Source organism: Streptomyces sp. NPDC020780 (assembly GCF_044334475.1).
In the GTDB taxonomy this organism is placed as follows: Bacteria; Actinomycetota; Actinomycetes; order Streptomycetales; family Streptomycetaceae; genus Streptomyces.
Window position 1 is genome coordinate 1 of the sequence record NZ_JBIRTB010000011.1, and the last position, 19,986, is coordinate 19,986.

The 19,986-nt window shown below is 69.6% G+C and carries 23 protein-coding genes and 2 pseudogenes; 3 read left to right on the forward strand and 22 right to left on the reverse strand.

Annotated features, from left to right (window positions below; genetic code table 11):
- Nucleotides 1-128, forward strand: a pseudogene (locus ACH4VO_RS21765) (IS5/IS1182 family transposase); the annotation flags it as partial.
- 170 nt (nucleotides 129-298) lie between these two features.
- Here the strand turns inward: ACH4VO_RS21765 and ACH4VO_RS21770 are convergent.
- Nucleotides 299-649, reverse strand: a pseudogene (locus ACH4VO_RS21770) (TraM recognition domain-containing protein); the annotation flags it as partial.
- A gap of 182 nt (nucleotides 650-831) precedes the next feature.
- On the opposite strand from ACH4VO_RS21770, the gene ACH4VO_RS21775 reads away from it, so the two are divergent.
- Complete coding sequence (locus ACH4VO_RS21775) at nucleotides 832-1,362, forward strand: NUDIX domain-containing protein (protein ID WP_360992542.1); 531 nt, start codon at nucleotides 832-834, stop codon at nucleotides 1,360-1,362.
- A 20-nt stretch (nucleotides 1,363-1,382) separates the two neighbouring features.
- Here the strand turns inward: ACH4VO_RS21775 and ACH4VO_RS21780 are convergent, their stop codons facing one another.
- The 21 genes from ACH4VO_RS21780 to ACH4VO_RS21880 all read right to left on the reverse strand — a co-directional run bounded on the left by ACH4VO_RS21780 (nucleotide 1,383) and on the right by ACH4VO_RS21880 (nucleotide 18,383).
- Nucleotides 1,383-1,928, reverse strand: a complete 546-nt coding sequence (locus ACH4VO_RS21780) for an NUDIX hydrolase (protein WP_360992539.1) — start codon at nucleotides 1,926-1,928, stop codon at nucleotides 1,383-1,385.
- The gene (locus ACH4VO_RS21785) at nucleotides 1,925-2,770 is read right to left on the reverse strand and encodes a class I SAM-dependent methyltransferase (RefSeq protein WP_360992536.1); all 846 of its coding nucleotides are present in this window, start codon (nucleotides 2,768-2,770) and stop codon (nucleotides 1,925-1,927) included. Before ACH4VO_RS21785 ends, ACH4VO_RS21780 begins: the two co-directional genes overlap by 4 nt.
- Before the next feature lie 60 nt (nucleotides 2,771-2,830).
- Entirely contained in the window at nucleotides 2,831-3,760 is a 930-nt protein-coding gene (locus tag ACH4VO_RS21790) for a DUF2797 domain-containing protein (RefSeq protein ID WP_360992534.1), read from the reverse strand.
- Between the two features lie 35 nt (nucleotides 3,761-3,795).
- Complete coding sequence (locus ACH4VO_RS21795) at nucleotides 3,796-4,488, reverse strand: AAA family ATPase (protein ID WP_053931048.1); 693 nt, start codon at nucleotides 4,486-4,488, stop codon at nucleotides 3,796-3,798.
- Nucleotides 4,485-5,564, reverse strand: coding sequence for a hypothetical protein (locus tag ACH4VO_RS21800; protein WP_360992531.1), 1,080 nt, complete (start codon nucleotides 5,562-5,564; stop codon nucleotides 4,485-4,487). Before ACH4VO_RS21800 ends, ACH4VO_RS21795 begins: the two co-directional genes overlap by 4 nt.
- On the reverse strand, nucleotides 5,561-6,388 hold the full coding sequence (locus tag ACH4VO_RS21805; protein ID WP_097242900.1) for a hypothetical protein: 828 nt from the start codon (nucleotides 6,386-6,388) through the stop codon (nucleotides 5,561-5,563). Before ACH4VO_RS21805 ends, ACH4VO_RS21800 begins: the two co-directional genes overlap by 4 nt.
- Complete coding sequence (folE, locus tag ACH4VO_RS21810) at nucleotides 6,385-7,014, reverse strand: GTP cyclohydrolase I (RefSeq protein WP_097242899.1); 630 nt, start codon at nucleotides 7,012-7,014, stop codon at nucleotides 6,385-6,387. Before folE ends, ACH4VO_RS21805 begins: the two co-directional genes overlap by 4 nt.
- Nucleotides 7,015-7,069: 55 nt before the next feature.
- Nucleotides 7,070-7,816, reverse strand: coding sequence for a 7-carboxy-7-deazaguanine synthase QueE (locus ACH4VO_RS21815; RefSeq protein WP_053931052.1), 747 nt, complete (start codon nucleotides 7,814-7,816; stop codon nucleotides 7,070-7,072).
- Nucleotides 7,813-8,223: a 6-carboxytetrahydropterin synthase gene (locus ACH4VO_RS21820; protein ID WP_360992527.1), complete on the reverse strand. Its 411-nt coding sequence runs from the start codon at nucleotides 8,221-8,223 to the stop codon at nucleotides 7,813-7,815. The genes ACH4VO_RS21815 and ACH4VO_RS21820 overlap by 4 nt, the downstream gene beginning before the upstream one ends.
- A 56-nt stretch (nucleotides 8,224-8,279) precedes the next feature.
- Nucleotides 8,280-8,750, reverse strand: coding sequence for a DUF6082 family protein (locus tag ACH4VO_RS21825; RefSeq protein ID WP_360992524.1), 471 nt, complete (start codon nucleotides 8,748-8,750; stop codon nucleotides 8,280-8,282).
- A 73-nt stretch (nucleotides 8,751-8,823) separates the two neighbouring features.
- Nucleotides 8,824-9,399 (reverse strand): DUF6624 domain-containing protein, encoded by a 576-nt coding sequence (locus ACH4VO_RS21830; RefSeq protein ID WP_053931054.1) that lies wholly within the window; start codon nucleotides 9,397-9,399, stop codon nucleotides 8,824-8,826.
- Nucleotides 9,396-9,968 carry a hypothetical protein gene (locus ACH4VO_RS21835; RefSeq protein WP_053931055.1) on the reverse strand — a complete coding sequence of 191 codons (573 nt, stop codon included), beginning with the start codon at nucleotides 9,966-9,968 and terminating at the stop codon, nucleotides 9,396-9,398. The genes ACH4VO_RS21830 and ACH4VO_RS21835 overlap by 4 nt, the downstream gene beginning before the upstream one ends.
- Nucleotides 9,969-10,042: 74 nt before the next feature.
- A complete protein-coding gene (locus tag ACH4VO_RS21840) occupies nucleotides 10,043-10,534 on the reverse strand; it encodes a DNA-binding protein (RefSeq protein WP_360992521.1) in 492 nt (163 codons plus the stop codon).
- A 128-nt stretch (nucleotides 10,535-10,662) separates the two neighbouring features.
- Nucleotides 10,663-11,916, reverse strand: a complete 1,254-nt coding sequence (locus tag ACH4VO_RS21845) for an acyl-CoA dehydrogenase family protein (protein WP_360992518.1) — start codon at nucleotides 11,914-11,916, stop codon at nucleotides 10,663-10,665.
- A gap of 86 nt (nucleotides 11,917-12,002) precedes the next feature.
- On the reverse strand, nucleotides 12,003-12,644 hold the full coding sequence (locus ACH4VO_RS21850) for a GAF domain-containing protein (protein ID WP_360992515.1): 642 nt from the start codon (nucleotides 12,642-12,644) through the stop codon (nucleotides 12,003-12,005).
- Nucleotides 12,644-13,273, reverse strand: coding sequence for an ATP/GTP-binding protein (locus ACH4VO_RS21855; protein WP_360992512.1), 630 nt, complete (start codon nucleotides 13,271-13,273; stop codon nucleotides 12,644-12,646). Before ACH4VO_RS21855 ends, ACH4VO_RS21850 begins: the two co-directional genes overlap by 1 nt.
- Before the next feature lie 52 nt (nucleotides 13,274-13,325).
- Entirely contained in the window at nucleotides 13,326-13,736 is a 411-nt protein-coding gene (locus ACH4VO_RS21860) for a DUF742 domain-containing protein (RefSeq protein WP_360992509.1), read from the reverse strand.
- Nucleotides 13,733-14,248: a roadblock/LC7 domain-containing protein gene (locus ACH4VO_RS21865; protein WP_360992507.1), complete on the reverse strand. Its 516-nt coding sequence runs from the start codon at nucleotides 14,246-14,248 to the stop codon at nucleotides 13,733-13,735. The genes ACH4VO_RS21860 and ACH4VO_RS21865 overlap by 4 nt, the downstream gene beginning before the upstream one ends.
- Nucleotides 14,249-14,324: 76 nt before the next feature.
- Complete coding sequence (locus ACH4VO_RS21870) at nucleotides 14,325-15,725, reverse strand: ATP-binding protein (protein WP_360992504.1); 1,401 nt, start codon at nucleotides 15,723-15,725, stop codon at nucleotides 14,325-14,327.
- A gap of 28 nt (nucleotides 15,726-15,753) precedes the next feature.
- The gene (locus tag ACH4VO_RS21875; RefSeq protein WP_360992502.1) at nucleotides 15,754-17,655 is read right to left on the reverse strand and encodes a glycoside hydrolase family 15 protein; all 1,902 of its coding nucleotides are present in this window, start codon (nucleotides 17,653-17,655) and stop codon (nucleotides 15,754-15,756) included.
- Nucleotides 17,656-17,888: 233 nt separating this feature from the next.
- Nucleotides 17,889-18,383: a DUF6415 family natural product biosynthesis protein gene (locus tag ACH4VO_RS21880; RefSeq protein ID WP_360992499.1), complete on the reverse strand. Its 495-nt coding sequence runs from the start codon at nucleotides 18,381-18,383 to the stop codon at nucleotides 17,889-17,891.
- Nucleotides 18,384-18,572: 189 nt separating this feature from the next.
- Between ACH4VO_RS21880 and ACH4VO_RS21885 the strand changes: the two genes are divergently transcribed.
- Nucleotides 18,573-19,961 (forward strand): Tat pathway signal protein, encoded by a 1,389-nt coding sequence (locus ACH4VO_RS21885; protein WP_360992496.1) that lies wholly within the window; start codon nucleotides 18,573-18,575, stop codon nucleotides 19,959-19,961.
- The last annotated feature ends 25 nt before the right edge of the window (nucleotides 19,962-19,986 follow it).

Sequence of the window (19,986 nt, forward strand, 5' to 3'; positions counted from 1 at the left end):
TGTCCTGGCTGACCGGCTACCGCCGACTCAACCACCGATATGAACGTCATCCCCGCAACTACCTGGCCTTTCTCGGCATCGCCGCCGCCCTCTGCTGCTACAAACGACTCGCTCGACTCACCACATAGGACACGGTCTTAGGGCGTGACGTTTGCTCAGGGGCTCACAGGAAGCGGGCGAGGTGGCCGGGAGGGGTGTGTTATCTGGCCCGAGGCAGGCGGCTGGCGTTTAGTTGTCTGGCGCGCGCAGTCCTCCGTCTCATGGGAGCGGACCGGCACCGGGTGCAGGCGGATGCGGCTCACGCGGCTTTCCCGAAGCCGGCCTGTGTGGGTGCGTGTTTCGCGACGGCGCGGTCGGTGATCGCCTTTGACGCGCGGGCGGAGGCTGCGGCCAGTTCTTCCGCTCCGGGCTCCCGGTACCAGGGGCGCAGGTCGAGCATGGCGGCGCGCATGCCGGTGGCGAAGCAGAGCGCGGTGCCCTTGGGCAGGGCGCGGATCGCGTCGGCGGGCAGGATCCGTTCCTGCCGCATCGACACCGAGGTCGACTTGCCGGACTCGGAGTGCGAGGTCGAGGTGGTCTCGACATCGTGGTCGCCGATCAGACGGCTGAGTTTGTCGGCGAAGTCGGGGTCATCGATACCCGAACCGACACGACCCAGGCCCCCCGGTCCGAGGGCTGCTCGTCGTGCACGCTGGACTCCTTCGTGTGAAGCGGGCGCCACGGGTGATCGCCCTGCAGCCCGAAGGGGCCGCCGGGTCGGCCGGACACCCGCGGATGGATGCCTGCTCGTCGCTGCGACGTCCGGCCGGTTCGTCGGCCTAGGGTGGACGGGTGAGTCATGGTGAAGTCGGTCAGGTGATCTTGGACGAGGCTGTTGCGGATGCCCGCCTCGCCGCATGGGAGTTCGACGGTGCACGGGCCTGGCTGGAGGAAGCCCGTCGGCATCCGATGGAGCCGTTGGCGGCCGAGGTGTGGGTCACCGACCCTGCTTTCGAGCACGTCCTGCTGGTCAAGCACCGGGTACGCGGATGGGTGCCGCCCGGCGGCAAGGTGGAGCCGGGCGAGGCGCCGCGTGCGGCGGCGGCACGAGAGCTGCTGGAGGAAACCGGCCTGCGCTGCGAGCTGCTGCCCGAGCCCGCGGCCGTGGCGGTGCGTTCCTACCGGGCCGACTGGTCTCCGACGCTGGGCCTGTCCTATGCCGCGGTCGTCGGACGCGACGCACCGCTCGCCGGGGAGCAGAACCAGCCGGCGGCATGGTTCCGTCTGGACGCCGACTGGGACAGCGTCTTCCCCGAGGACCGTGAGCGGATCCGTGCGCACGCTCGCCGCCTTGCGGCCGGCCGGGCGGTCGGCTCCCGCTGAGGTAGGCCCTTGGTCGCCGTTCATAGGACGGCCTCGATCCGATCGAGGTCGGCCGAGGGCAGGGTGACGAGCTCAAGGTCGTGCAAGAAACGGCACCACACCGGCTCCAGGCCGGATTCGCGCACGAAGTCCTCACGGTCCAGGCACCCATTGGCGTACGCAGCGGTCCGCATCGCGTGCTGCTGCAGCTGGTCGGGGTGGATCCACCGAGGGGCGCGGACCTCCCGGGGCGAGGGGCACAGCGACCCGGAGACCTCGGCCTGGAAGATCCACCAGTGGTGGCCGACCGGACCGCTGGGCGTGCGGCGGCAGCGGTTGGGCCGCCACTGCTCCAGCAGCAAGTGCAGGTGGGTGACGGTGAGACCGACCTCTTCGGTGACCTCGTCGCGGGCGGCCTGCTCGGGACCGCCATGCTGGTCGACGTGGCCGGCGACCGGGGCGATTCCGGCCGGAGGGGTCACCCGCTCGAACACCAGCAGGCCGCTCGGGGAGGAGATCAGTACCCCGACGCTTGCGTGGTCACACAGGCGGATCCTGCCGCCGGGAGCCGGGACTGCCGGGGTCATGCGGCGGCCTCCGGCCGTTGGGCGGCGACGACGAGCCAGCTCGTCACGGCCACGGCATCGGGGGTGGTCATGGCGTAGGCGGTGTCGAGGATCTGCATCCGCTGGGCGTGGGTGAAGTCGCCCTCGGGCCGCGCGAAGACGGGGATGGACAGCCACGCCTTCTTCTCGGCCATGGTGCTGTGCTGGGCGGTGACCTCTGTGCCGACGACCGTCAGTCCCGCCGCGGTCAGCTGCGCGGTGACTGTCTCCAGCGGCAGCTTCGGCGGCCTGTCGGCGTCGCGAGGCGGTGGGGTGTATCCGTGGGCCTCAGCGGCAACTTGGCGCATGAGGGCGTTGAGGGAAGGTCCGGTGCGGGCGGACAGTTCGTCGGAGTGCCGGACGCCGGCGAAGCCGCCGCCGATGTTAAAGACGAAGTGCCCGCCCGGGCGCAGGATGTGCGCGACGGCCGCGAACACTGCGGCGGTATCGGTCTTCCAGATTGCGGAGTTGCACACCACGGCATCGGCGCTGCCAGCGTGGAGGTGGCTGGCGAGCCGTTCGGCCGGGGCGGTGATCCAGGTCAGGCGGGCGTCGGTCAGGGCGCGGCGGCCGACACGCTGCATCGCGGCGGCGTTGTCGACGGAGACGACCCGGGCGCGGGAGGGGATCAGGTCGAGGATCGCGCGGGCGGTCGCGCCGGCGCCGCCGCACAGGTCGACCACCAGGCTGGCGTTGGCCAGATGTCCTCGGCGGGCGAGGTCGCGGCTGGTCGCGTCGTACATGGGGTGGGCGCGGGTGAAGGCGTTGTACGCCTCGGCGTTGGAGTCCTCGTCCCAGCCGAGGATGGCGTCCTGGGGTGCCATGTTGCTGTGGCCTCGCTTCTCAGGGCGGCCCGGCAGTGCAGGCCGGGCGTTCAGACAGGGTCAAAAGAGCGCGGACTGTACGGCGGCGGGCGGTGAGGAGAACTGTGCGCCGAGGACGATGCGTCGGCCCTTGAGGGTGCCAAGGCCGAGCAGGCAGGGCAGTTGTTCACCGTCGCCGTCGAGGGTCGCGAGGACCTGGGAGCCGAGGCAGGAGAGCACCGTCAGCCCGTGCTCACCGGAGCGTGGGTCGTGCGGGTACAAGGCGCGCCCGGTCTCCGGCGTCCGCAGCAGGTCGCCTTCGCCTGGCGGCGTCCACGGCTCCGGTGTGGCCGGGACGTTCAGGCCGCTCAGGGCCTCGGTGGCGCGGTCGAGGTGCTGCTGGTGCGCGGCGTGGGCCGGGGCGAGGTCGCGCAGCTCGGCCAGGGCCGTCAGTTTGGCCGCGGCCCGCACGGTCTGCGTCAGGCCGAGGCGGCGGGTGAGGGCATCCTCCAGGAATCGCACGTCGCCGCCGTCAGCACTCCGGACGAGGTAGGTAGCGATCAGGGCACCCTGTTCGTCGAGGCGGGAGCGCTTACGGGGTTCGGCCGCGGTGCCGATTTTGGTGGTGCCGTCGGCGAACGTCGCCAGGTACAGCCAGTGCGGCTGGGCCATGTACGCCGCCAGGGCGTCGGGAACGTGCCCGCCGGAATGGAAGCGGTGGGCGAAGCGGAAGTTGTCCCGCCCGGCGCAGGCCGCGCACTGGCCGCCGACCTCGGCCGGGGCCCGGTCAGGGCAGGCGACCGCCTCGACGCGGACGCGGTCGGCGAACCGGTACCGGGCGGTGCACCACCGGCCGCTACCGCTCACCTGGTAACCCAGGCGCCTGCCCATGACCGGGGCGTAGACAAGTTGCCCGCGGGTCACGGGGGCGAGCAAAAGGCGGGGGTCTCCGCTCGCCCAGGTGATGCCGTGGCAGACGTATGTCCCGCTGGTGGGCAGGGCCTGGTCCATGGTGCGTTCCTTGTCGATCGGGGCGGGAGGGCCGGTCAGACGGTCAGGTGCAGACGGTCGGCCAGGGCGGCGGCAGCGGCCTTGAAGACCTGGTCGCGGTCCAACTGGGCGACGTCCAGCGTCAGCCAGGTACCTCGCTGCGCCTGTTCGCGCATCTGGTCCAAGACGGTGTCCTGGTAGCGGATGAAGTCCTCGTCACCGCCGCCGGCGTGGCCGGCCTCCAGGGAAGTGAACGAGCCCTTGCGGACGAGTGCCTCGCGGGCACCGATGTTCAGGAAGAACACCAGGTCCGGCTGCGTCAGATGCGCGAAGACGTGCTCGCACAGGCCGGGGGAGACCTCGGGGTTGACCGCGTACCGGGCGAGGATCTTGTGGTGCGCGTTGTCGAGGACCACGTGAGTGCCCGCGGCGAGGGCCGGCTGGATGACGAGCCGGTCTTGCAGGGTGTACCAGGAGGCCAGGGCCAGCAGCCAGTAGTGGTCCCCGCATGCCTGGGCAACGCGGGCGTCGCGCCGGTAGACCAGCTCGTTGAGGCGGTCGAGGTAGGCGGACAGCTCCGGGTCCTGGGGGACGTCGGTGCTGTGCTTGCCGATGAGGACTGCCGTGTGGCCAGCGTCGTTGAGGGCCTGGTGCAGGCGGGCAGCGAGGGTGGACTTGCCGGCCCCGTCACCGCCGACGAAGGTGATCAACTTCCCGGCTGCGGGGGTGGTCGGCGCGTTCGCTGTCATCGGGATTCTCCCAGGGTGTGGGTCGGGCCGGAGGTCAGGCGGCCGGTGATGATGGTGCGAATGCGGTCCACCAGGACGGCGCGCTGGCGCAGGACGTCGCTGTGACGCTCATTGGACAGGTCGGCGGGAAAGTGGGTGGCGAGGTTGTTGGAAATGACGTGGAGGTAACCGAACCTGACCCCCGCCTGGCGCGCCGCCGCCCCCATGGGGCCGATCTCCGGGTCGACGAAGGCATACGAGGCGGTGTGCTGGAGAAGCCAGTCGCGGTTCTCCAGCAGGATCGACGGGGAGGAGACGTGCAGGCCGCTGCGCACCCCTTCGCGGGCGGCGGCGTAGTCGCCGAAGAAGTCGTCCCAGCTCACCATCGCCCCGCGTACCAGGCTGGTGTTACCGGTCGCCAGCCAGACGTTCGGTTCGATGCCCGGGGTCAGCGAGCCGACCTTGCCGACGTAGACAACATCGCCTGCGCCGAGTTCGGCAAGCCGGGCGACGACCCGTCCGGCCACGTCTCCCCAGATGCTGTGGAGGAACCCTAGGTAGACCACACGACGGCCGGCGACCTCGGTGCGCTGCCACGCGTAGCCGGGCCCCCGAGTCCAGACTCCGTTCTCGGGAGCGAGGTACTGAAGGCCCCAGCCGACGACCACCAGGTCGCCGTCCAGTTCCAGGTCAAGCGCGTTGAGCGCCGCTCGGCACTCCTCCTGCGCGGGCGGCTGATAGGTGACGGTGTCGGCCGAGCGGCCGGTCATGGCCAGGTACGTGGCGATGATCAGGGCGTAGTGCTGGATGTAGTCGGCTCCAGGGAACGCCTTGACGACGAGGTCACGGCCGTGGACCTCCGCGGTGGGCCGCTCGATGTTGAACAGCTTCCCGGTCTTCTCGTACCGGGAGACCACCGCCGTGCGGTCGTAGCCGCCGATGACGCGGATGCTGTCCCAGTTCTGGTCCTGGATGAGGTGGTGGACCTTGATCTCCAGATAGCGCAGCAGCCTCGCGTGGGTCATGGTGTGCCCGGCCGGCTCGATCGGGGCGGCGCGCAGGAGCCCGGGGGCGGGGTCGGCCAGTAAGGGGCTCATCGGTGCTCCTCGGCGATCGTCACGGTGCTGCCGGCCGCCGCGCGGACGACGGAGATGTTCTTCCGAATGAGGCCGAACCGGTCCTCGGGGATCGGGCCGAGCTTCTCGATCCGGGGCGTGGAGGGCTTCTCGTACGGCCCTTCGGGCAGCAGGGCGACGCCCATCGCGCCGAGGATGACCGGGGCCGCGCCGTCCACGGAGGAGATCCACTCGTGCTCGCGCTGCTCGATCAGCTCCAAGTGGCCGGTCCGGCCCAGACCGAGCAGCCGGTAGACGAGCAGATCGTCGACAAGGCCGTGGTCCTGCAGGTAGGCGGTCGCCAACCAGCGGGTGCGGCACAGCTGCTCGTCGGGATCCGGACGACGCGAGGCCGGCAGGGCGATGGCCCCGGCCCAGTCGCTGGCCACGAAGGCGTCGTAGGTGCGCAGCCACTCGTCATCGTCCCCGGCGTGCAATACCGCGCACAGCCGGAATGCATCGCCGGACAGCTCCCGGATCTCGCGCGCGGCCTTCTCGCTCGCCTTCAAGGTCGCGGCCCCGTCCCGCATGACGTCCGGCAGGATGATCTCCCTCGCGGACACCGCCAGCGCGGCTTCGACAAGGCTTTCCGCCGGCAGGGCGTAGCCGAGGTCGAAGAGTCCGTTGTCGACGATGATCTCGGCGCCACGCTCGGCCTCGCGAGTGAAGAAGCCCCGGTAGATCTCGTCGGACAGCACGCGCTGGGCGGCGACGTGGTGGACGCGGGCGGGCTCCTGGGCGACGAAGTGCTTCAGGTAGGCAGGCGGAGCGATGACGGAAAAGTCGATGCCGGTGCTGGCGATCACCGCGCCCCCCACAGGCCGGTGGTGAGGGTGAGGAACTGTTGGGAAAGGACGAGGTCGGTACCGAAGCGCCCGCCCGAGTGCACAGTGGTGGTGCGGGCCTCCTCCATCCGGACGCCCCGCATGCTCATGCACAGGTGCACGCCGCGCACGGCGACGGCGACGTCCTCGTGTCCGATCACGTCGCCCAGGTATTCGGCGACCTGGCGGGTGAAGCGTTCCTGGACCTGCAGTCGGCCGGCGAAGTGCTGGGCGATCCGCCCGAACTTCGACAGGCCCACCACCTCACCGTCCGGCACGTATCCGGCCGTGACCTGCAAGTTCATGGGCAGCATGTGGTGCTCGCAGAGCGACCACACGCTCATGCCGCCCACGATGACCAACTGACCGCCCAACTGGGACTCGGTGAAGCAGGTGGCGGTTGCGGCGCCGTCCGGGGACAGGAAGGCGTTCCACCAGGCCGCTACGCGGTCCGGAGTGCCGGTCAGCCCCTCGCGGGCGGGGTCCTCGCCCAGCTCGACCAGGAGCTGGTGGATCAGGCCGGCGACCCGGCCGGTGTCGATGGCCGCAGTGGGCCCGGGGGCGGCGGCGGGCGGCACCACAGCCGGGCTGGCGATAGAGGTCGTCATGGGCGTCTCTCGTTTCCGGGGACTGGGGAACGGATGGGCATGGTGGCGCGTGCGGTCAGCGGCCTCGGGCGTCCGCGAAGGCCAACACGTGTAGCCGGGTGGTGAAGTGCCAGTGCCGGGCCGCGACCGCGTCCGCGAGGACCCGAGTGGTCGCGGTGATCGCCTCGGGGGTGGTGCCCTCCGGCATTACCCACACCGGTGCGAGCCGGTGGGCGTCGGCCAGTTCAGCGATCCGGTCGAGGTCGGCCACCGTGGAAGCGACGAACTTGAATGCCGACCGCCCGGAGGCCACGAACGCCTCCAGCGCGGCGGGCACGATGCTCTTGGTCTCCTCCACGCCGAAGCTGGCGAGCTTGGGCGAGACGTTGAACCGGATCCCGTCGGCCATCAGCTCGGGAGCGGGCGCGATGGTGCCGTTCGTCTCGAACTCGACCCGCTTGCCGACTGCTGTCAGCCCCCGCACGAGAGGCACCAGCCGCGCCTGTTGGATCAACGGCTCGCCGCCGGTGATCACGACCAGCTCGACCGGCGAGGACTCCGCCCAGGCCACCAGGTCCGCCACGGAGCGCTTCGTCGACTCTTTGCGCGGATCGAACCTAGACCAGTCCCAGGTGTACTTCGTGTCGCATTTCGAGCAGGTGAGGTTGCACCGGGACAGGCGGATGAACAGCGCCGGGTGTCCGCAGCTCGGCCCCTCGCCCTGGAAGGTCGGCACCTCGACGCCGAAGCATTCCGCGACGATCAGGCGGGATTCGCCTTCTGCAGCCGCCGGTTCGTCGGTGATCGTCTCGGATGCGGTCACTGTCGCTCCACATCGAAGCGGGCCCAGCTGCTCTGGGTCTCGCGGACCAGAACGGCGACCAGGCGGCCGGGGATGGCGGGCTGAAGATTCTGGACGAACCACCCAGCCAGGAACTGGGCCAGTCGCTCCGAGGTCGGCTCGAAGGGAAGTATCTCGTGCAGGTTGTGATGGTCGAGTTCGGTGTTCAGGAACTCTTTGAACGGGGCGAGAGCCCCGAAGTCCGTGACGAAGCCGGGCTCCTCCAGCGAGGACGCGGTGAGGATGACCTCGACCTCGTAGCTGTGCCCGTGCTGGCGCGAGCACTTGTGCTCGCCCGGCAGCCCGGGAAGCCGGTGACCAGCCTCGAAGCTGAACATCTTTCCGATGGTGAAATCGCCGGACGGGAGCGGGACGGCACTGAAGTCCATTAGTTTCCTTCGCGAGTTGAGGGCGAGGCTGCCTCGGGCAGGACGAAGCAGTCCCTTCACGAGACGGCTGCGGGGTGTTCCTGCTTATGGGCTTGCGCGGCCCTGTTCAGGGCGGCCGTGAACCGCTTGGCGCGCTCGTCGCCGTCAGCCTCCTGGGCGCGGAGGTCTCCGAAACGGGCCCAGTACCGCCTGCAGACGTCACTGCTCATGATCATCGAGGCGAAGAACGGCAGGTGCCCGTCGCGGACAAAGCCGAGGCGGTCGCGGAGGCTGAGGATGCAGATCAGCTGGTTGGCCTTGAGTAGGTGCATGTACTCCTGGACGTCCATGCCCTCGGGCGCCCAGAGCTTGGCGAGGTCGGGGTTTGTGGACATCTGTGCCAGCCAGTCGAGCTGGTTGCGGGCGACGACCGCTTCGTTCCGCTCGGTCTGGTGCCGTGAGTCCTGCTGGAGCCGAGCGGCTCCGACCGTGGCGGTGGTGAGGGAGGCGGCAGCGCCAGTGGCGAGGACGGCGGTGGAGAGCTTCATACCTCAACAGTCCTTTCAGGTACGAGGGATCGGTGGGTGCGTCGGATCGGCGGAGCGGGCGGGGCTCGCTGGGTCATGCGACCGCCGCGAGCACGACGGTCGAGGAGTCGCCGGCCTGGTGATCCTGCGCAAACCGGCGACGCACCGTTTCCAGGGCCATGGCGATCGGTGACAGTCCGACGGTGGCCCTTCGCTGGTCCAAGGAATCGAGCGCGCGCACCGGGCACAGCTCAACACCTGTCGTCGCAACAACCTGCTGAGTCCCGAACTCCTGGGGGCGACCGCTGTTGACCAGGGTGCGGTCGTAGAGGTGGGCCCAGTGCTGGACGCGCGCGTCGCCGTCCTGGACTGCGCGCTCCAGCAGGATGGTGGCCGCCCGTTGGAAATCAGCGTCGTCGTCGGCGTGAAGAGCCAGGCTCCAGGCGGCACGTGCCGCGTCGGGGCCGACGAGGCGGTGGCCGGGCCAGTCGTGTTCGGCCAGAACGCGGCGCAGCACCTTGGTGTCGGCGTGGTCGGCGTGACGGTCTTGGCCGAGTTGGACAGCGTCGAGCTGGTTGCGCAAGCGCTTGGCTCTGCGCGCTGCCGCCTTCATAGCTCGGTCGCTGAGTTCGCGTGCGAGGTCCGGTCGCAGCGGTTCGGCGGCCGTCACGCGATGCTCCGGCTGTCTGCGGAGGACTGCGGTTCGTGGACCCTGCAGGCGATGAGCGCGCTCAGTCCAGAACGCTGCTCGGCAAGAAGTTCGAGGCGAGCGACCCGCTCCTCGTGCTGTCCGGTCCCCGATCCTCGTACGTCCCAGCCCATGTCGGTGAGTCGGCGAAGAAAGGGGGCGATCGGATCAACGTCGAGGGGCTGGCGGGCCAGTGCCTCGGCGCGCACGAGGGGCAGGTCGAGTCGTGCGGCTAAGTCGGAGGCCCACAGGGTGATCAGGTGGATGGTGTCGTCGGAGTTGTCAGGCAGGGTGTGGATGCAGCTCAGGAAGAGACACGGGCCCTGACCCCATGCGAGGTCGGGTGCTCGCCGCGGGATCATGCAGGCCAGCAGCACACCGTCCTCGAACAGTCCGGCCGGCTTCGACTGAGGATCGCGGAACAGGGCTGGGACATCGGCTCGGGCGGGTACCGGCAGGCCGCGCATGGTGAGCCAGCTCTGACGGTCCTGGACGAGCGCGGCGGCCTCGTCCCGCTCGGCGTCCGTGCACAGAGTCCGCATCTCGTACACGGCTGATAACTCTGATGCGTGCTGGTGCGGTGATGGGGGAGACGGCTCGGTGGGCGGTGTGAAGGGAGACGTGTTCACTTCGCTGCTCCGCTCTCCACCGTGCCGGTCGGCTTGGTGCCCAGTAGGTGCCAGGCGTGGGCCAGGACGACGAGCTGGGTGACGTCGGCGGCGCCCGTCTCGTCGAGCAGTTCGTTGAGTGCGGACCGGAGATCGGCGGGGGCGATCTTGGCGGCGAGGGCGATGTCGCGGGGGGAGCTGAGTTCAGCGACCGCCTTCAGCAGCAGCTGCTTCTCCGCGTTGAGCTCAGGCGTTGACCGGTCCGTCTTGGGCTGGGCTACCTGCTCGGTCGCCAACAGGCGATGCACGAGCACGTGCGGCTTGCAGCGAGGCGGGCAGTGGACGCTCATCCGGATGTCGCGGACGTACTGGCGGACCGTGTGGGGCGACAGTCCCGTCCTCGTGGTGATCTCTTGGGTGGTGAGACCGTCCACGAGATGCTGGGCGACGCGCTGGTGGGTCGGCTTCAGCGGTGTGATCGGTGCGCTGGTCGTCGTGGACAGGGTCACGGGTGTCTCTTTCTCGGCTGGGTGGACGGTTTCCGGAAGGGGTGCCGCCGACCCCCGCAGGGGACGGGGCCGGCGGCACGGGCCCGCGCGCGGCGGTCCGGATTCACGGGGGTGCCGCGCGCGGGGGCTCATGCGGCGGTGGGATCGGGTTGCGCCCAGGCGGCGTCGGCAGCGAGGCGTTCGGACCACTGGATGTGGTCTTCGTCGAAGGCGGCGTCGGAAAGGCGTATTCGCTGGACCTCGCCTGTTCCGGCCGGCGGGTGGGTGTGCTGGATGTCGCGCCACAGGCGCTGGAGGAGGTACTCGCGGTCGAGGGCGTGGGCACCGTGCAGTTCCATGGCGTCCTGGGCAGACGTCATGGCCCACTGGTGGCCCAGGTACTTCGCGTTGATCAGGTCGGCGTCGCAGGACAGGCCCTGATCGAGGAGGTGCACGGCCTGGTAGGCCAGGATGCGTGCAGCGCGCAGGCGGGCCTCCATGTCGCCGACTCGGTCCCGCAAGACCGGCAGATCGGACAGGGCGCCCCGGTAGCGGGGCCGGCCCTTGAGGTAGGAGGTCGTGGTAGCCGCGACCGCCTCGTGGATGCCCAGGCTGACGGCGGCCAAATTGGGGCGGCCGTACAGGATGCTGCTGCTCTGGGCCACGCTCAGTCCTTGGCCGAGCTCTCCGATCATGTTGTCGACGGGGACGCGGACGTGGTCGAGGTCGAGGCGGCCGGCGGAGAAGCCGTGCAGGCCGAGGCCGGGGCGGTGGGCAGGGACGGAGAGCCCGTGGCGGTCGGATTCGACCATGAACGCGGTCAGCGCCTGTGAGGTGCGCACGCCCGCCTCGGCGGTCCGGGCGAGCACGAGGTGGGCTCCCGCGAGATGGCTGTTGCCGATATGGATCTTACTGCCGGTGATCAGCCAGTGGTTGCCGGCCTTCTCGGCGGTCGTCTCGATGCCGCCGATGTGCCCGCCGGCGGTCGGTTCGGTCACCGCGATCGACAGGAGCAGCGAACCGTCCGCCACCCCCGGCAGCCAGCGGCCTTTCTGCTCATAGGTGGCGAAGTGCAGCAGGGCGCCGACGGGGATCAGGGTGGCCTGCAGGATGGCTGCGGCAGCCGCAGAGACGCAGGCGATGCGGTGGATCAGGACCGTCTTGGCCACATGGCCGGCGCCCAGCCCGCCGAAGGCGGACGGGACGGTGACGGCGAACCAGCCCCGCGCGGCCATCAGATCGGCGACCTTGCGCTCCACCATGCCCGGAGCGGCTTCCATCCGTACGGCGCGCGGCGCGACGAGCTCGGCCGCGAAGGCGTTTGCCTCGTTCCACAGCAGTTCGTGGCGGGCGGTGAGATAAGGACGCAGCGCCGGAGGCGGTTTGGCTGGTGTGGCATGCATGGTCGTCTCCCTCTCCCTGGATGAAGTCGCGCGGTGGAGCGGCCGGGTGTCGCTTGCGGCTCCCGGGTGGGGGTGGTGGAACGGGTCTAGCGGACGGGCGCGGGGGCGATGCGGTCCATCACCTGCGTGCCGGCGGTGATGACGATGTCTCTGAGCCGTCGGGCCTCGCTCAGGGGCCGCTTCTCGGGGTCGATGACGCAGACCGTGCCCAGCACGGTGCCGCTCTCGTGGATGAGCGGGGCGCCGAAGTAGGAGCGGATGCCGACCGCGTCGACCACGTGGTTGCCGCTGAACCGGGGGCTGGCGTGCACGTCGTGCAGCGGGAGGGCCTTCTTGCGGGCCACGACCTCCCGGCACCAGCCGTGGTCGTGGCTCATGGTGCGGCCGACGATGACGTACCCGCTGTCCGCGGGCGGCTGATGCAGTCCGACGAAGGTCTGCTCCTCCAGGAACAGATTGACGAACCCGTACAGGAACCCGGCTTTCTCAGCCATGTCACGGGCCAGCTCGTCAAAGTCCGAGCTGGCAGTCGTCGACACGCCCAGACGCTCCAGCAGCTCGTAGCGCTGCGCCAGTTCGGTCGCCTGCTGGACCTGCGGGCGGGTGATGGCAGCACCGGCTGGGATGGACAGTCCGTGGGAGCCGTCGTGCATGCCGCGTTGCGGCAGAGACAGCGCCGACGGGGCGGCTTGGGGCCCGAGGCGGGGGTCGTTGGGCTGATACGACATCAGGCGTCCTGGAGGGTGGTGGCGGATATGGGGTGAGGGGGGCGCGCCGGTGTGTTCTGCACTGCGTGGCCGACGAGGGTCAGCAGGACGCCGGCGACGTGGCTCGGATTGCGGGCGTCCCACGAGGTGGCCCTCGCGCCCTCCGTCCGGTGGGGCGAAACGTCGGTGACCACCGGTACGGAGGTGGGCAGGTCGAGGGCGGCGCGGACCTGTTCGGGGTGGTAGCGGTGGGCTCCGTCGAAGTGGTTCACGGCGACGACGAAGGGCAGGCCGATGTCCTCGAAGAAGCTGACGGGGGTGAAGCTGCTCTCCAGGCGGCGGGTGTCGACCAGGACAACCGCGCCGACGGCCCCGCGGGAGAGTTCGTACCAGAGGTCGACGAACCGGTCCTGGCCGGGCGTGCCGAACAGGAACAGCTCCAGTGGTACGGGCGCGTCGGGGAGGCTGAGGCGCCCAAAGTCGAAGGCGACCGTGGTGGTCTGCTTCGCCTCGATGCCGTCCAGGCTGTCCACGTCCGTGCTGGCCTCGGTCAGGTACTCCTCGGTGCTCAGTGGCGTGATCTCGCTGACCGCGCCCACGGCGGTGGTCTTGCCGGCGCCGAAGCCCCCGGCAATCACGATCTTCAGCACGGTCGGTGCACCGGCATGCGCGGGCGCCGAAGTCCGTAGGCGCACAGGCGGGTCATCCGGCCTGGCGGTAGGCGATGGCATCGGGGAACTTCCTTTTCAGGGCCACGGAGAGGGCCGCCAACAGGTGGGTGGTGGGACGTTCATCCGCGTCTGCGTCGGAGCCGTAGGCATCGGTGACGGAGATGACAAGGGCTTGGGAGTCCAGGAGATCCGAGATGAGGATCTTGACGGCGGTGACGGGGCGGCCGAGGCGCCCCGCCAGCTCGGTCACCGAACGTCGGTGCTCCCGGCACAGGGCGAGGATCTCTTCGCATTCCTCGGCTTGGCCCAGGCCGGGCCGTCCGGGGCCGGCGTCCAGCACGGTGTCCAGGCCCAGCAGATGCCGCGGCCTGGTGCGCCCCCGCGTCAGCGTGTAGGTCCGCACGAACGTCGAGTCCTCGGCCGCATCGCCGTAGTTGCTCACCGGGACACATCACCTGTGCCGACGCGGACGGGGATCTGCATGTAGGGGGCGAACCTCTTCACCAGGCGCCCCATCTCGAACCCGACGGGGCCTGCGTCGGCGTCCGGGGCAGCGATGACGGCGAGGACCGTGTCCACCTCCCCGCGTTCGTTGCCGGGGTGGTCTTCGAAGACCGCGCTGCGGCCGGCGCTCTGGACGAAGAACAGGCAGTCGTCGCGCTCGATGATGACCTGCCTGGCCGGCCGCTTTTGGTGGGTGGGACCGGTGGCGTTCGACGCGAGGGAGGCCATACCGGCGAGCGCGGCGGACAGTTCGTCCGCCCAGTCCTTGTCGACTTCGCTGTCCAGGAGCCGCAGCCCGTCCCGTGAGAGCAGAACGGCGAGCAGGACGCCCGGAACGTCGTCGGCGAACTGCCGCAGCAGCCATGCCATGTCATCCCGCTGATGGCTCGCCGTCGCCTCGGATGCGGGCGCGACACCGGGCGTCGGGTTCGTTTCAGGGTGGGTGCTCATGAGGATCGCTCCAGAAGGGGGGAAGGGCCGACGGACATGTCCGGGCCACCGAGAACGGGGAGGGGACGGGCGATGGTCAGGGCCTGGGCTGCTCTGCCGGAGTGGGAGGAGAACCGGCGGCCCCGCCGGCCTCGATGCCCGTGCGGAAGGCAGCTGCGAGCCCTGGCGTCGCCGCGGTCGCGGGGGCTTGCTCCCGCTCACGCGGTGGAGGGAAGGAACCGGCTTGCCGCGAACGCCGGGGAAGGTCGGGCGCTGGACCAGCTTGCCCCGCCCTGTCGGCTCCCGGCCGGCCTACGGCGGCCGGGTGCTGGACCTGCCCTGCAGGAGCGGCCGTCGCTGCGGCAGCCTGCCGTTGCGGGAGCGTGGAGGGGCGTGTTTCCCGGCGTCGAGCGCCCGCGTCACCCACGGGAGAAATCGCTACGAGGAGCCGGGCCGGAATGACGACCAGAGCGGTGGTGCCTCCCGTCACGTTCTCCTGCAGGAGAACGGACAGGCCGTGTGACTGGGCGATCTTCGCGGCAACTAGCAGGCCGAGCTGCCCGTCTCGCACCTGACCGCTGACATCGACCTCATCGGGGGCCTTGAGCAGATGATTCATCTGTGCGCGGGCCTGCGGGTGCATGGGGATGGCCCTGTCCTCGACCTCGACCGCCAGCCCGTTCGGCACCCGTTGCGCCCGCACCATCACCTTCGTCGCCGGGTCGGAGCACTGGCAGGCGTTCTCGATCAGCTCGGCCAGCAGGTGGGTCAGGTCAGGACCCACGTGTCCGGGAAGCCCCAGCTCGCTCCCCACGGAACCGGCCGCGACCACCACGCGCGGGTACTGCACCACCTCGGAGATCGCACCGCGCAATGTGGTCGTGACGGGCACCGGCTGGCGCACGCTGCGCAGGGACTGCCCGCCCAGCACCGCGGTGCTCTCCACCTGACGTCGCATCCGCGTCACGAGGTGGTCGATCTCGAAGATCTTCGCGAGCAGTTCCGGGTGCACGCGTATCAGCGAGGCGACGGCCTGCACCTGCAGTGCACTCAGCGCGTTGTCGATCTCTGCAGTCGCACTGGCCGGCTGCGGCATCTGCATGTCCGGCAGGGGCGGTCGTGCCCCTCGGCACAGTTCGTCCGCCGACCACGCCACCGACTTCTCGACGGCCGCCGCCGCTCCCGTTACAACGGTCAGCACCGCCGTGCGTCGTTCCTCTGCGGCTGTCTGCACGGCGTCGGCGGCCGTCCGCGCTCCGCGGTCCGCTACCAGTGCGACCCCGGTCAGCCCGCAGACCAGGCCGACCAAAAGCCAGCCGAGAGCCACCGCGGCCGTCGACCAGGCGGCGAAGGCGACGCCCAGCAGGCCCGAAAGAAGCAGCAGGGGCAGCACCACGGCACGACGGACGCGGCGCACCGTGAAGGCATCGGCCCGTGGCGACCGCCGTCGGCGGTGGCCGGTCGCGGCCGACCGTGTCGGGAACGCGCTGTCAGACATGAGAATCCTCGTCAGTGGAAAGGGGCGGCTAGGCGTGCTGCGACATCAGGGCCTTGTGGTTCTGTAGCGACCCGAGTGAGGGGGAACGGCGCGCCGGAACCGACACCGCGCCTCGGTGAGGAGAGGACTGTGCCGCCAGCTGCTCCAGGAGCAGGGCACTCTGGATCAGGCCCATGTGGCTGAACGCCTGCGGGAAGTTACCGAGTTGGCGCTGCTGGACGGGGTCGTACTCCTCGGCGAGGAGGCCGAGGTCGTTGCGCAGCGTGAGAAGGCGTTCGAACAGGGCGTGGGCCTCATCCATGCGGCCGGTCAGGGCCAGGGCATCCACGAGCCAGAAAGAGCAGAGGATGAAGGTGCCCTCATTGCCCGTCAGGCCGTCCACTCCGGCGTGGTTGCCGATAGTCGGGTACCGGCGCACGAGTCCGTCCGGCGTGGACAGCTCCCGGCGTACGGCGTCCACGGTGCCGATGACGCGGGGGTCGTCGGGAGGAAGGAAGCCGACCCTGGGGATCAACAGCGTGGCGGCGTCCAACTCCAGCGAGCCGTAGGACTGGGTGAAGGTGTTGCGCACCGGGTCGAACCCCTCGGTGCAGACCTCGCGGTGAATCGTCTCGCGCAACTCGACCAGGGGGCCTGGATCCAGCGCGAGGGCGCCGGCCTCGGCCAGGCGGATGGTGCGGTCGATGGCCACCCAGGCCATCACCTTGGAGTGCACGAAGTGCCGGCGTGCCCCGCGGATCTCCCAGATTCCCTCGTCGGGTTCCTGCCAGCGCTGGGCCAGGTGCTCGATGAGCCGCTGGTGCAGGACCGCGGTGTCGGCGCAGTGGGCGACACCGCTCTGGTGGGCGAGGTAGAGGGTCTCGATCAACTCGCCGTACACGTCGAGTTGCAGCTGGTCCGCCGCCCCGTTCCCGACCCGCACCGGACCTGATTCCGCGTACCCTGGGAGCCAGGGTAGCTCCCGCTCCCGCAGATCACGTTCGCCGGTGATCCCGTACATGATCTGCAGGTTTTCCGGATCGCCAGCCACCGCACGCAACAGCCAACGCCGCCACGCATGGGCCTCCTGCCTGTAGCCGGTTCCCAGCAGCGCGGCGAGAGTGTTGGAGGCGTCGCGCAGCCAAGTGAAGCGGTAGTCCCAGTTCCGTCCGCCGCCGATCTCCTCGGGCAGCGATGTGGTCGGCGCCGCGACGATCCCGCCGCTCGGCGCATACGTCATCGCCTTCAGCGCGATCGCGGAACGGATCACGGCCTCGCGGTAGGGCCCGTCGTAGGTGCACTCCTGTACCCAGTCTTGCCAGAAGGCGAGTGTTTCGGCGAGCGCGGCCTCCGGATCGGGAAGATCAGGTGCCGCTGTATGGGAGGGGCACCAGCTGAGCACGAATGCCACGCTCTGCCCGGCAGTGATGGCGAAGGTACTGGCAATGACGCCGTCCTTCTCGACCCGCTGGATGCCGGTGTCGAGCCACAGAGCGTCCGCGCCGGCCTCGGCGACCATGCGGCCCCCGACCTCGTGGATCCACGGACTGACGCTGCCGTACCCCGGCCGCGGACGCAGGGCCGAGACCATCTCCACCTCGCCTGTCACACCCTCGGCGATCCGGATTACCTGCGGCGCCCCGTTGCGCGGCGGCATGAAGTCCAGCACCCGAACCGACCCGGTAGGCGTACGCCACAGCGATTCGAGGACAAGCGAGTCATCCCGGTACCGGCGCTCGGCGACTGCTCCCGTGTCGGATTGCCCGGCAGAAGGGGCAGGGGCGATCTGCCAGGATCCGTGTTTCTGTGTGCCGAGCAGCGCCGCGAGCAGTGCCGACGAGTCGAAGCGGGGCAGGCACAACCAGTCGATCGAACCGTCGTCGCAGACGTGGGCACTGGTCTGCATGTCGCCGATCAGGCCGTACTGCTCGATACGGGGAAGGCGAATCATCGTGTGGATCTCCGTAGACCCCGCGAACCCGGGGATGGCATAGGGGCCGCGGCAGCGGCCGGGAAGGGTAGATGGGGAGGGACTCGGTGGTTACCTGTGCGGGGGAGATCGGTTCTGCCCCAACGCGGAGTCCTCGTCCTGGGGAGCGGCCCGGCCGGTTGCTCGGCCACCGCGGAGAATCAGACAGGCCATCGGGCCGAGAACTACCGCGATCAGAATTGCCCCGGTGGCGGTCATGCCCGGGGCACCGACGCGGCCAGAGCCAAGAGGGCGAAGGCGATAGCGAAGACCGAGCCGCGCAGCACATTGAGCTGGGGCCTCCACCAACGCCGTCTCCGCATGGGCTTCGCGGGGACAACTCCGTGAGCTTGTACGGTCGCAACGAGTGCCTGAGTGGCCTCGGCCAGCTTGACCAGATGAACCCTGCTCGGCATGTACCCGTCGGGGACGCCTGCCGAAGCGAGCTGCTGCGCGCCGCGTAGTGTTGCGGCTCCCGGCGGCACGACGGCCCCGAGCTGTCCGATGTGACCGCGAAGGCGCCGTGCAAGCTCCTCCACGTCGCCAGCCCTCTGCGGCAGCGGGGACTCATCGTCCAGCACGAGCGCCACCGTCTCTGCTGCAGCCACCGCTTGATCCCGCTGGACATCGGCCGATCCCAGGGTGAGGTTGGCCAGTTTGCCTCGACCATCGCTGTGACGGGTCTGATGCAGGAACAGCGAGGGGCGCATGACACAACTCCTGTGTGGATCAAGCAAAGTTAAGTGGGGTTCGCCTTGGAGTGCCGACGGCTGAGGTGCATAGTGAGTGACCCGGCCGCTACGTTGAGCGAACCCTGAATCGCCGCCGAGGGGTATGCCTGCAAGGCTGCCAAGGCCGCCAAAGGCGCCAAAGATCATTTCGAGACCGAGGGGCAGTCCATGGCCCGTGAGCGAAACCTCGCCTTCTCTGCCCTTCTGCGCGAAGCGGGCTGGTCCCAGCCCCAAGCGGCCGCTGCAGTTGCCCGCGTGGCTGCGGAGAGTGGGGTACGGGAGCTTGAGGCCATCTCCCGTTCGCATATCTCCATGTGGGTCCTGGGTACGAAGCCCAGCGGGATAGCGCGGCATATCCTGCGCGAGACGCTTTCCCGCAAGCTCGGCCGCCGCCTCACCTTGGCTGACCTCGGGCTGGAGGAAGTGCCGACAGGCACGGCCGACAGTGGTTCCGACTGGAGCGTCGACCCTCTGACTGTGCTGGCTGAGCTGGGAAGCGACGATCTGGACATGCACCGACGCAAGCTGCTGGCGACCTCCGCGTACTCCGCCGCCGGCTTGGCCCTGCCCACCGCCTCGTGGTGGGCAGCCGCCCCTGCCGCAGCAGCCAGACGCACGGCAGTCTCTCCCCGACTGGTGGCCCAGGCCGACATCGACGACGTCCGCGACCTCACGAACTTCTACTCCGCGCGAGACCAGCAGCGCGGAGGCGCCTCCGGGCGCTCGGCGCTGGCCGGCCACCTTCGCGACGAAGCAGTCCCCCTGCTTGGCAGCCGATTCCGCACGGAACAGAGCCGCCGGGACACGTACTCCGCTGTCGCGGAGATGACCTACCTCGCCGGCTGGATGGCGTTCGACGCCTCCGAGCATCGAACAGCCCAGCGCTACCTCACCCTTGCCACCCGCATTGCCGCAGAAGCCGGGGACGGACCACTTGCCGGTCACATTCTGCGAGCCCTCGCCCATCAGGCAGTGGACCTCGGGCACCCACGCAAAGCGCTCGCCCTGGCCGACGCTTCCATGTCCCGCGACCGTTACGGCCAGGCCAGCCAGCGGGAGAAAGCTCTGCTCGCGATCGTTCACGCACGAGCGCTCGCGGCCGACGGCAACCGGTCTGGCACCCTCGCGGCCATCAATCGTGCGGAGCGAGACCTCGCCCGCGCGGACAACGATGGTGCGCCCGGCCGCGTGGACTTCTTCCAGGAAGCCTCCCTCGCCCACGAGACGGCTTGCGCCCTGCGCGACCTGGGTCAGCCAGTCGACGCGGAGATCCACTTTCAGCGCAGCGTTGCCACTCGCCGCCGCCAGCAATACGCCCGCACCCACAGCGTGACCCTCGGCTACCTCGGCGCCGTCCAGGTTCAGCAGGGCCACCTCGACGAGGCATGCACTACCTGGGGGCAAGCCCTCGATGCCATGGCGGGCGTCCTGTCGGGCCGCGTCCGCGACGTCATCGTCCGGATGCAGAGCGACCTCTCGCCCGTTCGGCAACGCGGAGGTCGCCACGTTGCCGAATTGGACCATCGGGCAAGGGAGATGCTGCGGGTCATAGGCTGACCGCGGATCAGGCCCGTTGCTTCGC

Bases quoted from the DNA above. Each gene is read 5' to 3' on its own strand.
- ACH4VO_RS21865 (WP_360992507.1), bottom strand. From the start codon at position 14,248: ATGAGCACCCACCCTGAAACGAACCCGACGCCCGGTGTCGCGCCCGCA.
- ACH4VO_RS21795 (WP_053931048.1), bottom strand. From the start codon at position 4,488: ATGACAGCGAACGCGCCGACCACCCCCGCAGCCGGGAAGTTGATCACC.
- ACH4VO_RS21850 (WP_360992515.1), bottom strand. From the start codon at position 12,644: ATGTCGTATCAGCCCAACGACCCCCGCCTCGGGCCCCAAGCCGCCCCG.
- ACH4VO_RS21800 (WP_360992531.1), bottom strand. From the start codon at position 5,564: ATGAGCCCCTTACTGGCCGACCCCGCCCCCGGGCTCCTGCGCGCCGCC.
- ACH4VO_RS21785 (WP_360992536.1), bottom strand. From the start codon at position 2,770: ATGGCACCCCAGGACGCCATCCTCGGCTGGGACGAGGACTCCAACGCC.
- ACH4VO_RS21885 (WP_360992496.1), top strand. From the start codon at position 18,573: ATGGCCCGTGAGCGAAACCTCGCCTTCTCTGCCCTTCTGCGCGAAGCG.
- ACH4VO_RS21790 (WP_360992534.1), bottom strand. From the start codon at position 3,760: ATGGACCAGGCCCTGCCCACCAGCGGGACATACGTCTGCCACGGCATC.
- ACH4VO_RS21845 (WP_360992518.1), bottom strand. From the start codon at position 11,916: ATGCATGCCACACCAGCCAAACCGCCTCCGGCGCTGCGTCCTTATCTC.
- ACH4VO_RS21820 (WP_360992527.1), bottom strand. From the start codon at position 8,223: ATGGACTTCAGTGCCGTCCCGCTCCCGTCCGGCGATTTCACCATCGGA.
- ACH4VO_RS21880 (WP_360992499.1), bottom strand. From the start codon at position 18,383: ATGCGCCCCTCGCTGTTCCTGCATCAGACCCGTCACAGCGATGGTCGA.
- ACH4VO_RS21875 (WP_360992502.1), bottom strand. From the start codon at position 17,655: ATGATTCGCCTTCCCCGTATCGAGCAGTACGGCCTGATCGGCGACATG.
- ACH4VO_RS21870 (WP_360992504.1), bottom strand. From the start codon at position 15,725: ATGTCTGACAGCGCGTTCCCGACACGGTCGGCCGCGACCGGCCACCGC.
- folE (WP_097242899.1), bottom strand. From the start codon at position 7,014: ATGACGACCTCTATCGCCAGCCCGGCTGTGGTGCCGCCCGCCGCCGCC.
- ACH4VO_RS21825 (WP_360992524.1), bottom strand. From the start codon at position 8,750: ATGAAGCTCTCCACCGCCGTCCTCGCCACTGGCGCTGCCGCCTCCCTC.
- ACH4VO_RS21780 (WP_360992539.1), bottom strand. From the start codon at position 1,928: ATGACCCCGGCAGTCCCGGCTCCCGGCGGCAGGATCCGCCTGTGTGAC.